The 15,063-nt window shown below is 63.2% G+C and carries 11 protein-coding genes; 7 read left to right on the top strand and 4 right to left on the bottom strand.

Annotated elements, in window-relative coordinates; translation table 11 throughout:
* Positions 1-3: 3 nt before the first annotated feature.
* The 3 genes from ACN50D_RS14830 to ACN50D_RS14820 all read right to left on the bottom strand — a co-directional run bounded on the left by ACN50D_RS14830 (position 4) and on the right by ACN50D_RS14820 (position 6,706).
* Positions 4-3,897, bottom strand: a complete 3,894-nt coding sequence (locus ACN50D_RS14830) for a Pls/PosA family non-ribosomal peptide synthetase (RefSeq protein WP_211921615.1) — start codon at positions 3,895-3,897, stop codon at positions 4-6.
* A 122-nt stretch (positions 3,898-4,019) separates the two neighbouring features.
* Positions 4,020-5,873 carry a BCCT family transporter gene (locus tag ACN50D_RS14825; protein ID WP_050655916.1) on the bottom strand — a complete coding sequence of 618 codons (1,854 nt, stop codon included), beginning with the start codon at positions 5,871-5,873 and terminating at the stop codon, positions 4,020-4,022.
* A 428-nt stretch (positions 5,874-6,301) separates the two neighbouring features.
* Entirely contained in the window at positions 6,302-6,706 is a 405-nt protein-coding gene (locus tag ACN50D_RS14820) for a ribosomal protein L7/L12 (RefSeq protein ID WP_161121434.1), read from the bottom strand.
* Between the two features lie 39 nt (positions 6,707-6,745).
* On the opposite strand from ACN50D_RS14820, the gene ACN50D_RS14815 reads away from it, so the two are divergent.
* Positions 6,746-7,072 carry a hypothetical protein gene (locus ACN50D_RS14815; RefSeq protein WP_039972778.1) on the top strand — a complete coding sequence of 109 codons (327 nt, stop codon included), beginning with the start codon at positions 6,746-6,748 and terminating at the stop codon, positions 7,070-7,072.
* On the opposite strand, the gene ACN50D_RS14810 is transcribed toward ACN50D_RS14815, so the two are convergent.
* Positions 7,060-7,200: a hypothetical protein gene (locus ACN50D_RS14810; RefSeq protein WP_003941170.1), complete on the bottom strand. Its 141-nt coding sequence runs from the start codon at positions 7,198-7,200 to the stop codon at positions 7,060-7,062. The two genes, ACN50D_RS14815 and ACN50D_RS14810, sit on opposite strands and share 13 nt — an antisense overlap.
* A gap of 244 nt (positions 7,201-7,444) precedes the next feature.
* On the opposite strand from ACN50D_RS14810, the gene ACN50D_RS14805 reads away from it, so the two are divergent.
* The 6 genes from ACN50D_RS14805 (at position 7,445) to ACN50D_RS14780 (ending at position 15,009) form a co-directional block, all read left to right on the top strand.
* Entirely contained in the window at positions 7,445-8,176 is a 732-nt protein-coding gene (locus ACN50D_RS14805; RefSeq protein ID WP_042922757.1) for an SDR family oxidoreductase, read from the top strand.
* Between the two features lie 151 nt (positions 8,177-8,327).
* A complete protein-coding gene (locus ACN50D_RS14800; protein WP_211921349.1) occupies positions 8,328-9,695 on the top strand; it encodes a purine-cytosine permease family protein in 1,368 nt (455 codons plus the stop codon).
* A gap of 30 nt (positions 9,696-9,725) precedes the next feature.
* Positions 9,726-11,306 (top strand): hydantoinase/oxoprolinase N-terminal domain-containing protein, encoded by a 1,581-nt coding sequence (locus tag ACN50D_RS14795; RefSeq protein ID WP_208689925.1) that lies wholly within the window; start codon positions 9,726-9,728, stop codon positions 11,304-11,306.
* Positions 11,303-12,412: a DUF917 domain-containing protein gene (locus ACN50D_RS14790; RefSeq protein WP_211921351.1), complete on the top strand. Its 1,110-nt coding sequence runs from the start codon at positions 11,303-11,305 to the stop codon at positions 12,410-12,412. The genes ACN50D_RS14795 and ACN50D_RS14790 overlap by 4 nt, the downstream gene beginning before the upstream one ends.
* A 6-nt stretch (positions 12,413-12,418) precedes the next feature.
* Positions 12,419-13,477, top strand: a complete 1,059-nt coding sequence (locus ACN50D_RS14785) for a DUF917 domain-containing protein (RefSeq protein WP_211921353.1) — start codon at positions 12,419-12,421, stop codon at positions 13,475-13,477.
* The gene (locus ACN50D_RS14780) at positions 13,474-15,009 is read left to right on the top strand and encodes a PucR family transcriptional regulator (protein WP_047269699.1); all 1,536 of its coding nucleotides are present in this window, start codon (positions 13,474-13,476) and stop codon (positions 15,007-15,009) included. The genes ACN50D_RS14785 and ACN50D_RS14780 overlap by 4 nt, the downstream gene beginning before the upstream one ends.
* Positions 15,010-15,063 lie beyond the last annotated feature (54 nt).

Raw genomic sequence — 15,063 nt, 5'->3', positions numbered from 1 at the left:
GCTTCACGACGCCACCCACGGTGCAATCGGGTTGCCCTGCCAGCGGGTGGAGGGCGGAACGGTGTCACCTCGCATCACCAGAGATGCAGGCCCTACCGTCGCTCCCGCGCCGATGCCGGCTGCGGGTAGCGCGACACAGTGCGGTCCCAGCGTTGCTCCTGCTCCCAAAGTGACGGTGTCCATGGACATGATCCGATCATGGAAGAGATGAGTTTGCACGACGCACCCCCGTTCCACTGTCGCTCCGTCGCCCAAAGTCACAAGATCTGCCTCGGGTAGCCAGTACGACTCACACCAAACGCCCTTACCGATCTTGGCCCCGAGTCCACGCAAGAAGATGTTCAGTACGGCCGTACCAGTCGCCGCGCGAGCGAACCACGGCGCCGCGACGGTCTCGACGAAGGCGTCGGCTACCTCGTTTCGCCAGACGAACGAACTCCACAGCGGATGCTCGACCTTGGCGATGCGTCCGACGACGATCCACTTGGCGGCGATGGTGATCGCGCCCGCCACTGCTCCGGCGACGAGCAGAATTACGCCGCTCAGCAGAGCCGCGAACCAGAATCCGACTGCGCCGACCAGTGCTTCGAGTGCAAACAGAACACCGAGACCGATGCCGAACGTGACCATGACGGGGATCAGTCGGCAGGTTTCGACCACTCCGCGGGCGATCTTGAGGCGCATGGGCGGATTGAACGTGCGGGCGGCGTCGGTGTCTCCGGCAGCCCTTCTCAGACGTACCGGTGGACTACCCAGCCACGATGATCCGGACTTGGCCTTGGACGGGGTAGCCGACAGAACCGCCACCAGACCGTTCTTGGGGACGCGTCGACCGGGGGCGGTCATACCGGAGTTGCCGAGGAACGCGCGCTTGCCGATCTTCGCCTGTTCGATGTGCATCCAGCCGCCGCCGAGGCCGTAGCTCGCAACCATGGTGTCGTCAGCGAGGAATGCACCGTCGGCGACCGTCGTGAACTTGGGAAGGAGGAGCACGGTGGATGCTTCGACGTTCTTGCCGATCTTGGCGCCGAGAAGGCGGAGCCATCCCGGCGTCAGCAGGCTCGCGTAGAGCGGGAAGAGGAAGGTTCTGGCCGAGTCGAGCAGGCGTTCGGTCGCCCACACCTGCCAGCCGATGCGGCTGCGGACAGGGTGGTAACCGGGGGTCAGCCCGATCGAGAGAAGACGAACGGCCACAAGGGTGACGACTGCGAAGACGAGCAAACTCAGGATGGTCGCGACGGGAAGCATGATCAGCGATTGGAGCACTGCACTCGCGAGCGTGTCGGTGTCGCGAATCCACCAACCGATCAATGCGATCCCGGCCATCAGCGCGAAGATCGGCATACCGGCCAGGAAGACCGAGGTGACACCGTATACCGGCACCCAGCCGGGTGCACGCTTCGGATGTTCGGCAGGCCAAGGATGATTCGCTTTCCCGACCTTGGTGGCGGGGGAGCCGGCCCACTGCTGGTTTGCCTTCACTCGGCCGAACACCGCAGATCCGGGTTCGACGACGGCGTCCCGACCGATACGCGCGCCGGGCAGAAGCGTCGAGCGTGAACCGACGGAGGCGCCGTCGCCGATCTTGATCTCACCGATGTGGATGACGTCGCCGTCGATCCAGTGGCCCGAGAGGTCGACTTCGGGTTCGACGGAGCAGCCGTCACCGAGTTCGAGCATGCCGGTGATGGGAGGAAGTGTGTGGAGATCGACGCCGCTGCCGATGTCGGCGCCGAGGGCGCGGGCGTAATAGAGCATCCACGGTGCGCCCGAAAGGTTGGCTGCGCCACTGGCTTCGGTGAGTCGGAGCGCTATCCACAGACGCAGGTGTTCACTACCACCTCGCGGGTACGTTCCTGGCTCCAACTTGCGTAGGAGCAGGCGCGCCCCGACGACGGCGATGGTCATACGGCCGATCGGCGTGATGAACACGATGAACGCCAACAGGATCCACCACCACGAGACCGTGGGCGCCCAGCTGACGTCGACGAACCAGCCGAGGACGTTGTTCGCGATCGCCAGCCACGTCACCCACTGCAGTCCGGTGAGCGTCGTGAGTGGAACGGTGACGGCGATCTGCGCCAGCTGAGTTTTCAAGGGTGTCGGAGCGACGATGCGCGGCTCCACAGTTTCGGTGGGTGCCAATTCGTCGAGATATTCGGCGAGCGATCCCAACCGCGGATGGTCGTAGAGTTGTGCGACGGTCACTTCTGGGAACCGCTCGCGCAGGGCGGTCACCAACTGAGCAGCAGAGAGGGATCCGCCGCCCACTTCGAAGAAGTCGTCGTCGAGTCCGGTGATCTGGGCTCCCAGGATCGATCCCCACAGGCCGGCAACCCAGGCAGCGGTGCCGTCGAGGCCCAACGCGGCCCCGGCATCTTCACCGGCGCCGGGCAACGGCCACGGCAGCGCATTGCGGTCGACCTTGCCTGACGTACGCGTCGGAAGTTCGTCCATCAACGCCAGACGCGGCACGAGGGCTGCTGGTAGCTGCTCGCTGAGCAGTGCATGAGCGGCCTTGAGATCGAAGTCGGGATCCGTGCTGGCGATGTATCCGACGAGGAGCTGGTTGCAGGCTGCCGTCTTCTTCACGGCTGCGGCAGCGCCGCTCACACCCGGCAGGTTCTGCAAGGCGTTGTCGACCTCACCGAGTTCGATGCGCCTGCCGCCGAGCTTGACCTGATCGTCCGCGCGGCCCTGGAACATCAGGCCGGTGGTTTCGAGCCGGACCAGGTCGCCGCTTCGGTAGGCGCGTTCCCACCCGAGCGAGGGCATCGACGCGTACTTCTCGGCGTCCTTCGCGGGGTCGAGGTAACGGGCGAGGCCGACGCCGCCGATCACCAGCTCGCCCACCTCGCCGACCGCGACGGGATTGCTCTGGGCGTCGACGACGGCAAGGTCCCAGCCGTCGAGGGGGAGGCCGATGCTGACGGGGCTCTTGCCGTCCATCAGTGCGCCGCAGGCGACGACGGTTGCCTCGGTGGGGCCGTAAGTGTTCCAGACCTCGCGGCCCTCGACGGCCAGGCGTTCGGCCAGTTCGGGTGGGCAGGCTTCGCCGCCGAAGATCAGGAGTCGAACGGCTTCGAGGGCCTCGGCCGGCCACAGAGACGCAAGCGTCGGCACAGTGGAGACGATGCTGACGTCACGCGAGACCAGCCACGGGCCGAGGTCCATGCCGCTGCGGACCAGCGAACGAGGAGCCGGGACGAGGCAGGCGCCGTGGCGCCACGCGAGCCACATCTCCTCGCAGGACGCGTCGAATGCCACGGAGAGTCCCGCGAGGACGCGGTCACCAGGCCCGATGGGCTCGTCCTGGAGGAACATGCGCGCCTCGGCGTCGACGAAGGCTGCGGCATTGAGGTGAGTGACCGCGACGCCCTTGGGGGTGCCCGTGGATCCTGAGGTGAAGATGATCCAGGCGTCGTCCTCGGGTTCGGGTTCGCGAACCGGTGGATGTTCGAGCCGCTTCGGCGCCGTCCCCGGCTGGATTCCGTCGCCGGTGATGATCGCCGCTACCTGCGCCTCGCCGAACACCAACTCGGCGCGCTCTTCCGGATCGTCGGCGTCGACGGGAACGTAGGCGGCGCCCGCCGCGAGGATCGACAGGATCGCGACGTACAGCGAACGCGAACCTGACGGCATCCTGATTCCGACGCGGTCACCTGCGCCGACGCCGGCATCACCGAGCCAGCGCGCACCGAGCTCGATCTCGTCGAGCAACTCCGAGTACGACAGTGTGGTGTCGCCGTCGTCGATGGCAGGTGCTTCCGGGTTGGCCTCGGCTGAGGCCCGCACGATGTCGATGAGCGTGCGCGGCGCAGGTGCATGCGCCGACCGTAGGAATACGGACGGAATCCCGAAAGATTGTTCCGTCTCCGACTGCGACTGGAGTGGCAAACCCGTTGGTCCTGTTCTACTCACGAAACTTAGAGTCCTGCGAACTGTCGAGTTGAAAGTCTCATGACAAGTTTGCGAGTTGGTGAACAGATATGCCTAATGCAACATGCCGAACGTGCCGGTCAGTCCGTACTGGCAGCTTGCGCGTGGCCTTCTGCCGAGTCGGCGAACTCGGGTGTGTCGAACACCTCTCCGCCCAGCGGATCGACGACCTTCGATTCCTCGGAGAAGTCGACGGCGCCGGTATCCGGGTCGATGTTGACCGCATGGGCGGGAACTTCGTGGACCGCGACGAGCATGTGGGCGTCGGAGGGATCCGTCATGATTCCGCTTTGTGACGGGGTGAGCCCGGCGAAGGTCGACGAGATCTTCAGATCGCGGAGCCGCTTCTCGGTGGGTTGCGGAACGTCGGTCGATGCCGAGGCATTTGTAGAAACCCGCAGGTAGCGCGGTGCCGAAGCGACCTCGTATCGGAACGCCTTCAGCATCGACAGACATGCCAGCACCATGATGACCGAGAACGGTACCGCCGTGGCGATGGCAACGGTTTGCAGCGCCGTGAGCGATCCACTGCCACCCACGATGAGGAGAACTGCGGCCGCGGCACCGGAGAGGAACGTCCAGTAGACACGCGTGATCTTGGAGGTCTCCAAGCTGCCACCGGTCGCAAGGATGTCGATGACGATCGAGCCGGAATCCGCGGACGTGACGAAGAAGAAGACGATCACGACGATCGCGAGAACACTCGAAATCGTTCCGAGCGGAAGTCCGTCGAGAAGCGTGAACAGCGACGTGTTGGTGTCCACTGCGCCGGATGCGTCGAGCATCGTGCCTTCGTTGCGCTGACGCAGAATGCCGGAGTTACCGAAGATCGTGAACCACAACGAACCAACCAGCGTCGGGGCCAGCAGTACACCGAAGACGAATTCGCGGATGGTGCGGCCGCGTGAGATGCGCGCGATGAACATGCCGACGAACGGTGCCCAGCTCATCCACCAACCCCAGTAGAAGATGGTCCATGCGCCCTGCCAGCCGTCTTCGGCGAACGGGGACGTGCGCAGCATCAGTTCGGGCAAGGCCTGGACGTATCCGCCGAGGTTCTGCACCCACGACTGCATGAGGAACAGCGTCGGTCCCAGAATCAGGACGAACAGTGCCAGCGCGGCAGCGAGCATCATGTTGATGTTGGAGAGCCACTTGAGGCCCTTGGTGACGCCGGAGACGACCGAGAAGGTGGCCATGCCCGTCACGATGACGATGATGGTGATGACCAACCAGTTGTCGGTCTCCACCCAGCCGAGGTAGTCGAGGCCGGCCGAGATCTGCTGGACACCGAAGCCCAGCGACGTCGCGACACCGAACAGCGTGCCGACGATGGCGACGACGTCGATGGCGTGGCCGATCTTTCCTTCGATGCGAGCCCGTCCGAGGAGCGGCTCGAGCAACCAACGGATCGAGAGCGGACGACCCTTGCGGTAGGTCATGTACGCCAGACCAAGGCCGACGACGACGTAGATCGCCCATGCATGAAGGCCCCAGTGGAACAGCGTAAGTTCCATCGCTTGATTGGCTGCGGCGTCCGTGGATCCCGCGATCTGCCCGGCGACGGGAGGGTTCACATAGTGCGAAAGGGGTTCTGCCACTCCGTAGAACACGAGGCCGATGCCCATCCCGGCGCTGAAGAGCATCGCGAACCACGAGAGCATGCCGAACTCGGGTTGCTCGTCGTCGCGCCCCAATCGGATGTTGCCGATGCGGCTGATTCCGCAGTACAGCGCAAAGATCACGAAACCGGTAGCCGAGAGGATGTACCACCAGCCGACGCCGTCGCTGATCACGTTGTTGAGAGTTTCGAAAGCATCCGCAGCGGTTCCCGCATAGATCACGGCAAAGGCGATCAGGGCAAAGATCACTATCGACGCGGGGATGAACACGGGTTTCCGTAGTTCACGCCACGCAGTTTTGACCGCAGTCATTCCACTCCTCGAACGTTCAGGCATTCACAGCGCCCATACGGGCAGCCACGTGTCACGCGTAGGTGGGCGTTGCGCTCACACCATCGCAGGTCAAGACCGGGCTATTGTTTTGAAATTCAACGTAACGTCAAGTTTCGGTCAACTCAACTGGACGAAAGATGCTGCACTGTCGCGAAAGTTCTCACTGGATACCGTAGTTCCGGTTGTAAATCGTTGGGTAATAGTGGCATTGGGCCATGAGTGGAATGCTGAACGGCGAATTCGATTGGTACGGTGAGTTGAATCGGTCGAGTCGACGCTCACCGATTGACCACATTTGTCAAACTCGGCGAAACAGCCTGTCTGTCAGGTGGTTAACTCCTGGTGTGCTTGCCCGATCGTGGCGGTCAGGTGTCGATACCTAACTGTGATTGTGATGGTCGCAACTATCAGTGATGCGGGCCCTGTTCGCCCCGCTGAGCGTCGATCAGATCCATCGCATCCTTCAGACCCAAGCCCGGATGCAGTTCGCGTAGTGCCTTGATTGCCGGAATACGGTCGTCAGTCGACGCGAGTGCGCTACGGACGTCGTCGGCGGGTATTTCGGTGGGGGCAGTCGTCCCTTCCCACCACACCGACTGAGGTTTGTTCCTGTTTCGCCAGGCTTGGCCTGCGTAGTACGCAGACCCGACCGTCGCGAAAAGCCAGATTGCGAGGAATGTCCAATTCCAAGCTGTGGGTTCTGTGATGACCTTGTCGATGGTGCTTGGGCCGAAGAAAACGAGAAGCCAGGCCAGCACGATCGTCTGCCACCATCGCTCGACGCGCCTGCTCGGATTCCACCACTCGGCCATCGATCGATACTCGCACAGTGCTGCGGTTTCGATGCGACGATGGAGATCATGGAGATTCGTGATGCGGTGGAGCGATTTCGAGGGGAATCAGGGACCTCGACGATCTTCGGAGAACCGCACCAGACCAGCGACGGATCGACGATCATCACGGTTTCGCGTCTACACCGGCGGTGGCGCCGCGACCCGATACCGGTGCCAGTGGGAGTGTTCTCGATCCACGAGGGTGAGCCGTCGTGGTCACCGGCCGTCGATCACACCAGGGCGGCTTTGATGGGGGAGTTCATCGGGTTGGCGGCCGCAGTGATCGCAACTCTGGCCGTTCTACGTCGTCCGCCCTGGCCTGATGTGACGATTCAGAAGGGGTGACCCAGAATTACGCCGATCAGTTGGAACGGCATCGCGAGGAACATCGATCCGACGTAGAGCGGATAGCGAATCGGATCGCCGGCGAGGTAACCCTCGGCGAGCCAGGCCATGACGTCTGCTGATCCCATAGTCGTTACTTCCCTTCGCTGTTGTGGTTCACCGACATTTTCGGTCGTGGGAGTTGTTTTGTTACAGGCGAACTCGAAGGAGGAGTACATGTGAAGGCAGTTTCGACGCAGCAAACGTCGTCAAGCGAGATCCCCGGGGGCGGTGTCCTCTAACAGCTAAGTCTCGATACTTAGCACTGTGCCGTAGTGAAATCTGTGCGTTCTGCACATGTCGGGACAATTCGGTGAGCCCTACAGTCGCTGCATGACAACGACACCTTCTCCTCTCTCAGGCAAGACCGTCGTACTGATCGGCGGCGGAACAGGCATCGGGCTGCGAGTGGCGCAGCTTGCCGTCGACGCCGGTGCGCAGGTAGTTCTCGGCGGCCGAACCGCATCCAAGCTCGAAGCAGCGGCCGCGCAGCTGGGTGAGGCGGCGCACTGGTTCACCGTCGACACCTCCGACGACGACTCGGTGAAAGCGTTCTTCACCAACATCCCCAGCGTCGATGCGCTCTTCACCACGGCTGCCGATTACCAGGTCGGCTCGTTCCGTGAACAGAGCGTCGAGGAAGCGGCGTCGCCGTTCACCTCCAAGTTCTGGGGGCAGTACCGCGTCGTGCACGCTGCGCTCGACAAGCTGACACCCACCGCATCGGTGGTCCTCATGTCCGGCGCTGCCAGTGTGCGGCCACCCGCAGCTGCCGCGGCATACGTTGCAGCCAACGCGGCAATCGAGGGGCTCGGGCGGGGGCTGGCGGTCGAACTGTCGCCGATCCGCGTCAACACTGTCGCTCCCGGAACCATCGACGGGCATCTGTGGGCTCAGCGCCCGGCGGAGGTTCGGGAGGCCGCGTTCACCTGGAGTGCCGAGAACAACGTGCTCGGCCGCGTCGGGAACGAAGACGAGATTGCACAAGCGGTGTTCTATCTCTTCACCAACACGTACACAACGGGTTCCACGCTGTACCCCGACGGCGGGTATGCGTTGCGTTAGACCCGTGCCATTTGGCGACTGTGTGAAATGACGACTGTGCGAAATGCATTGTCGTAACACGAAGAAACGCCAATTCGCCCATAGGCGTGACCCCTGCCACATTCGTACCGTCTTCTCCGAGAACACTTCCCAACTATTCGAGGAGTCCGTCATGAAAAACACGTCAGCGACCGCCGCCGGCGGTGAAGTGTCCGACGGTGACGACTACGCGCTCACCCGCGTTCCCGACGAAGCACGATATTCGTGGTTCTCGGTGGCAGTACAGCGATTCGGTCAGGTATCGGCACTCGCACAGTTCTTGCTCGGTGCGACGCTCGGCTACGGTATGACGTTCTGGAATGCCTTCTGGGCATTGACAGTCGGGGCGGTGATTCTCGAGGTCGTCTGTATTTTCATCGGCATCATCGGGGTTCGTGAAGGGCTCAACACATCGGTGGTCGCACGCTGGTGTGGATTCGGGCACGCAGGTTCCGCGGTGATCGGTTTGGTGATCGGGGTCAGCCTGATCGGTTGGTTCGGCATACAATCTGCTGTCTCTGCATCAGGTTTGCACGGAATCATGCCGTTTCTGCCGCAGTGGGCGTGGGCTTTGGCCTTCGGTCTCCTGATCACCGCGATAGTCCTTCGCGGGTTCGGATCCATGCAACTGATCGCCAACATCACCGTTCCGCTGTTCCTGATCCTGGTCGGTTGGGCCGTCATCGCCGAACTGCGTAATCACTCGCTGTCAGATCTGATGACATCTGCTCCAGCCGGGCCGGAGCTCAGCTTCCTCGCCGGAACTACCATCGTCGCAGGCGGTTTCATTGCCGGAGCCGTGATCACACCCGACATGACGCGCTTCAACCGCACGGCAGGCGATGTCGTGAAGCAGACGCTCGTCGGAATAACGTTGGGCGAATACGTGATCGGGCTGACCGGTGTTCTCCTTGCCCATGCCGTTCGCAGTTCCGATATCGCCACGATCATCCTGTCGTCGGTCGGCTGGGTCGGCGTTCTCATCATTGTTCTCGGGACTTTCAAGATCAACGACTGGAACCTGTACAGTTCGGGGCTCGGCATCGTGAACTTCATCGACGTCGTGTTCGGTCGACGGATCAATCGCGCAGTTGTCACAGCAGTTGTCGGCATCACCGGTTCGGTCCTCGCGGCTGCCGGAATCCTGAACTCGTTCACCGACTTCCTGATCCTGTTGGGCGTCGGATTCCCGCCGATCGCCGGGATCATGGTGGCGGAATACTTCATCGTCAAGACATGGCGCAAGGATCTGGAGGAGAGTCGAGCTGCGGGTACCCTCCCGAACTCGGCACCCACTTGGGTACCGGCCACGCTGGTGATCTGGATCGTCTCGGCGCTGATCGGTCATTACAGCACCTTCGGCCTGCCGTCGATCAACGCGGTGGCCTCGGCCTTCGTTCTCTACGTCGTCGCGGGTCGACTCGGCCTGATTCGCGGAGTCGGACGCACCGCAACCGAAGCGCCGCAAGAGACTTCGGGAAGATCTGCGCTCACGCACTAGCACGGCACACACTGTAGAAGGGAGTTCGCGATGCGAATCGGAATCGACGTCGGTGGTACGAACACCGATGCGGTCCTGATGGACGGGACCACCGTCATCGGGCATGTCAAACACTCGACCAGCAAGGACATCACCGGCGGAATCGGCGGAGCTCTGACGGCGCTGCAGCAGCAGTACTCGTTCTCTCCCAGCGCTGTTCAAGCAGTGATGATCGGCACGACGCACTTTCTCAACGCTCTCATCGAGCAACGCGGACTTGCACCGACAGCGGCTCTGCGATTGGGGCTTCCGGCGACCGCCGCGCTTCCGCCGATGGTGGGGTGGCCGCGAGACCTGGTCTCCGCTGTGCAAGGAAGGCACTACCTCGCTCACGGTGGGCACGAGTTCGACGGTCGTCGTATCTCGCCGCTGGACCCCGACGAGATTCGCCGCCATGCCGCCGATATGGCTCGCAGCGGTACTCGTTCGGTCGCAATATCTTCGGTGTTCTCTCCGGTCAATCTCGAATGCGAAGCGGCCGCCGCGGAGATCGTGCGTGAGGAACTCGGCCCGGACGTCGCAATTTCGCTCTCGCACGAGATCGGTCGAGTGGGTCTACTCCAGCGGGAGAACGCGACCATCATCAATGCTGCGCTGCGCGAGCTCGCCGATCACATCGTCGACGGTCTTGCCCGATCTTTGGTCGAGCACGGCATTGTCGCGCCGCTGTACCTGAGCCAGAACGACGGAACCTTGATGGACATCGAGTACGCGAGGCGTTATCCGGTGGCGACTTTCGCTTCGGGGCCGACCAACTCCATGCGAGGCGCCGCTGTTCTGTCCGGTCTGGCCAGCTGTGCGGTGATCGACATCGGGGGCACCACTACCGACGTGGGCGTATTGACCAACGGTTTCCCCAGAGAAGCCACCACGGAGGTGACGGTCGCGGGGGTACGGACCAATTTCCGTATGCCGGACGTCTTCTCGATCGGTATCGGTGGTGGTTCGGTGGTGGATGCAGACGGACTCACAGTCGGACCCGAATCTGTGGGATACGAATTGGGTTCACGGGCACTCGTATTCGGCGGTGACACGTTGACGGCCACCGACATAGCCGTCGCGGCAGGCTTGGCCGACGTCGGAGATCGCAGTGCGGTGGCGCACCTCGACCGCGGCCTGGTGTCGACGGCACTCGACCGGATCTCGCGCCGAGTCGCCGACGCCGTGGAACAGATGCGGACCACGTCGGATCCACTTCCCGTTGTGGCGGTTGGCGGGGGATCGGTACTGCTGGAGCGTGAACTCCCGGGCCTGGGAACGGTGATTCGTCCTGAGCGCTTCGATGTTGCCAATGCGATCGGCGCTGCGATCGCGCAGGTCAGTGGTGAGGTAGATCGAGTCGAAGCGGTGCGGGACGGGCACCGGCAGGTCTTTGCCGACGATGCTCGCCAGGAGGCGATCGATCGGGCAGTCGCCGCAGGCGCACGGCCCGAGTCGGTGCAGATCGTGGAGTTCGACGAGGTCCCGATTCCGTATCTGCCGGGCAACGCAACACGTATTCGAGTGAAGGCAGTCGGTGACTTGGCACTGCACAGTGGTTTGGTCTCCACCGGTCAGGAGGGCTCACGATGAGTTGGACACTACGAACGGCGGATCTCGACGACCTCGCCAGGGGCGCAGCCTTGTTGGGCACCGGCGGCGGGGGAGATCCGTTCGTCGGCAAGATGTTGGTCACGCAGGCGCTCGGTGAGGCCGGTGAAATCACAATTCTCGATCCGGAGGAGCTTGACGACGACGCGTGGGTGATTCCCGTCGCGCAGATGGGTGCCCCGACCGTCGTGGTCGAAAAGATGCCGCGCGGAACCGAACCCGAGCTGGCGCTGATCACGTTGGAGAAGCACACGGGTCGAACTGCAGATGCCACGATGCCGATGGAGTGCGGCGGAATCAATTCGATGATTCCGTTGCTGGTGGCCGCACGGCGCGGCCTGCCGGTTGTCGACGCCGACGGGATGGGACGAGCCTTTCCTCAGCTCGAGATGGAAACCTTCTCGGTGTACGGGATTTCGGCGAGTCCGCTCGCCATGGCGAACGAGCACGACGAGGTGGCGATCTTCGACACCGGAAGTGACAACAGCAGATTGGAGGGCCTCGCCCGCGGGGTGACGTCGAGGTTCGGTGGGATGGCGCACATCGCGCAGTACTCGATGACGGGTGCAGATGTGAAGCGGACGGCGATCCCACGGACTCTGTCGTTGGCCCTGACCATCGGCCGGTCCATCAGACTTTCACGTGAGCAGCGGGTGGACCCGGTGCAGGCGCTTGTCGACAGTCTCGCCGACACGCTCTACGGATACGGGCGAGTTCTCTTTCACGGCAAGGTGATCGATGTCGACCGGCGAACCGATGAGGGGTTCGCTCGGGGTTCGGTGCGGATCGCCGGCGTCGGAGACGAAGAGCTGGAAGTTCAGTTCCAGAACGAAAATCTGATCGCCGTCCAATCCGGAGTGATGGTGGCGATCGTGCCAGACCTGATCTGCATCGTCGAGGCCGATACCGCCGAACCCATCACCACCGAGGGCTTGCGGTACGGGCAGCGCGTTGCGGTCATCGGGATCGCGACCCCACCCATCATGAGAACCCCGGAGGCACTGGCGGTCTTCGGCCCGGCTAGCTTCGGGCTCGATCGCCCGTTCCTGCCGGTGGAGACACTCGAGCAACCTGTACTGGCAGAATAGCGAGCCGTGAGCAGGCTGCACGCGGTCCGGGAGGCCGACCTCGACGCGATCGCAGCGGGGGCGGTGGTCCTGGGCTGCGGCGGGGGCGGCGATCCACGCTTGTTCGTGGAATTGCTGCGTCCACTGATGACGTCTACTTCGGTGGAGGTCATCGCGCCGGACCAGTTGCCGGAGGAGGCATTGGTGATGCCGGTGGGAATCGTCGGATCGGCCCTGGCCTTGGAGGAGCAATTGCCCTCCGGGCGTGAGTTTGCAGATACTGCAGCAGCTTTGACGCGCTGGACCGGGAAGCGTCCGACCGCGGTGATGACTTTCGAAGGCGGTGGACTCAACGCTCTCTCCGGCATTTCGGCGGCGTTGGCGTTGGGAATTCCCGTGGTCGACGCGGACCTGCTGGGTCGAGCGATGCCGCGGCTCGATCACTTCTCTCTCGCCGCAGCCGGGTTGGAATTGTGCCCGGTCACACTCGCCCAGCCCGGCGGCCTCATTACCGTCGTCGACGGAGTGGATGTGCTCGGCGCCGAGGTAGCAGTGCGGTCGTTGATCGGGAGAACCAGCGGTTGGGGCGCTCTAGCGATCGCGTCGATCGATGCGCGGACGGTGCAGGAGGCGTGCATTCCGGGAACTCTCTCCCGAGCACACGAACTGGGTCAGCACATCGGGGCCCTGGGCAGTTGGCAGGAGATCGCGGAGAGCTCCGGGGCCCTGGTAATGGGGACTGGCCGGGTGCGTGCGGTCCGTCGTAGTCGTCCGGACACCGGCGATCGTCGGGGCAGCGTGATTCTCGAACACGATTCTGCGGTGATACGAGTCGAATTCGAGAGTGAGTTCCTGACCGTCGCGTTGGACGGCGAGATGATTGCAACGTGCCCGGACATCGTGACGTTGCTCGACGTGCGGACCGGCGCCTTCGTCTCGTGTGAATCCGTGCACCAGGGGCACGATGTGGCCGTGTTGGTTCTTCCCGGTCCACAGTGGTGGGCGGACGAAGTGGGCAGATTGAAAGTTGTCGGCCCGCGGGCATTCGGGATCGACCACGACGCAGTGCTGATGGAGGCGCGATGAGCGCGAGTGTTTCGGCGTTGCTGAACAACCCGGCCTTTGTCGGGCTGTATCGACTTGCCGGGGAGGGTGATCCCGTCGTGACGACAGTGGGAGCACTCACCGGGGAATCGGCACAGTCGGCCGAGGCCGTGTCGGGTGCGGCGAGTTCAGGATCAGTTCTGGTGATTCTCGATCGAATCGACATCGGGGAGTGGAGATTCGACGCTCTCCTTCGGCGCACAGCGGCGACCGGCTGCCAGGTGGTCGCTGTGCACAGCGCTGCGGCGGAGGATGCGAATCTCTCGTTGCTTGCCGATCGGCTCGGACTGGTGGTGCTCGGAGTATCCGACCCGTGGCAGTTCAGCGTGGATCTTCGTGATCTTCTCTCGAATTCGCGGGCGGTGATGGCCGACGCAGTACTGCGGGCGACACACGCGGGCCAACGAGCCGGAGGAAGCGTCGAGAATCTTCTGTCGGTGCTACTGAACACCTTTCAGCGTTCATTCTTTCTCCTGGACACGTCCGGACGTCCGATGACCGGCGCCGACCTGTTGTCAGACGCTGATCGAGCAGCTGCCGGTATGTTGTCGGGTCGCGGGGCGCCCACCACGGTCGAATTGGACTCCGGCGGGGTCCTGATTGCGTGCCCGGTGATGTCCGGCGCAGCCCGAGAGCCCTGGCTGGCGGTGCTGCTCCCGGTGCGTCAAAGCGTCGAAGAGGCTTCTCTCTCAGTGGTTCTCGACGTGGCCTCGTTGGCTGCCGGGCACCGACTGGCCGTTGCGCGCATGGTCGACGAGCGTGAAGCGCGCCGGCGTAGCGCGTTGCTCGGTGAACTGATCGACACGTCAGCAGACGCCACACCCGGACTGCTCCGGCGCGCACTCGACGCGGGTTGGATGCTGGACGGATGGCACATCGGCATCAAAGTCCTGGCGGTCGGTGAGGTCGACCTGGTGGCAAGACGCAGCGAGGTTGCAGATGCTCTCGCCGCCGAGGGAATCGACGCCAATGTCGTGGAACAGGCTGACGGCTGGGCGGCGTGGACGACTCTGCCAGGCGAGCCGCGACCGGAGGCGATCACCAGGATCGCCGAGTGTATCCGTGCAGCTCAGGCCAGGTTGGAACCCACGATGGAGACCTGGGTAGGTGTGGGACGCGCACACGACGGTCCGGCTGGAATCGGTTCGTCCCTGTCGGAGGCCGGGGATGCCGCTCGGCTCGCCGGTTCCCGATCTCAAACAGGTCGATTCCTGCACGTGGACCGCCTCGGGCTGGCGCAGTTGCTGCTGGCGTGGACGCGAACCGACACCTTCCAGCCTGCGGCCGCGGCATTGCTCGCACCGCTACGCGATTCCAATGGAGAGTTGCTCGAGACTCTGTCGACGTACCTCGACGAAGAATCGTCTCTGGCTCACACCGCAACCCGAATGGGCTTGCACCGCAACACCGTATCGAGTCGGATCGATAGAATTCAGCGCCTTCTCTCGGTCGATCTGGCCGATCCGGAAACCAGGCTTGCGCTCCACCTCGCCTGCCGGACGATCGCGCCGTGACGACGGTCTTCGCAGCTTCGTCTTGACAAGCGCGGGAGGTTCCTGCCATCCTCG

The organism is Rhodococcus sp. SB1D, from assembly GCF_048573875.1.
Taxonomy (GTDB): Bacteria; Actinomycetota; Actinomycetes; order Mycobacteriales; family Mycobacteriaceae; genus Rhodococcus_F; species Rhodococcus_F qingshengii.
The sequence above is the reverse complement of the archived record's forward strand: the minus strand, read 5'-3'. Positions and strand labels throughout refer to the sequence as shown.

What these genes read in the sequence shown, in the direction of transcription:
- ACN50D_RS14825 (WP_050655916.1), bottom strand. Translation starts at nt 5,873, where the DNA reads ATGACTGCGGTCAAAACTGCGTGGCGTGAACTACGGAAACCCGTGTTC.
- ACN50D_RS14820 (WP_161121434.1), bottom strand. Translation starts at nt 6,706, where the DNA reads ATGGCCGAGTGGTGGAATCCGAGCAGGCGCGTCGAGCGATGGTGGCAG.
- ACN50D_RS14815 (WP_039972778.1), top strand. Translation starts at nt 6,746, where the DNA reads ATGGAGATCATGGAGATTCGTGATGCGGTGGAGCGATTTCGAGGGGAA.
- ACN50D_RS14810 (WP_003941170.1), bottom strand. Translation starts at nt 7,200, where the DNA reads ATGGGATCAGCAGACGTCATGGCCTGGCTCGCCGAGGGTTACCTCGCC.
- ACN50D_RS14805 (WP_042922757.1), top strand. Translation starts at nt 7,445, where the DNA reads ATGACAACGACACCTTCTCCTCTCTCAGGCAAGACCGTCGTACTGATC.
- ACN50D_RS14800 (WP_211921349.1), top strand. Translation starts at nt 8,328, where the DNA reads ATGAAAAACACGTCAGCGACCGCCGCCGGCGGTGAAGTGTCCGACGGT.
- ACN50D_RS14795 (WP_208689925.1), top strand. Translation starts at nt 9,726, where the DNA reads ATGCGAATCGGAATCGACGTCGGTGGTACGAACACCGATGCGGTCCTG.
- ACN50D_RS14790 (WP_211921351.1), top strand. Translation starts at nt 11,303, where the DNA reads ATGAGTTGGACACTACGAACGGCGGATCTCGACGACCTCGCCAGGGGC.
- ACN50D_RS14780 (WP_047269699.1), top strand. Translation starts at nt 13,474, where the DNA reads ATGAGCGCGAGTGTTTCGGCGTTGCTGAACAACCCGGCCTTTGTCGGG.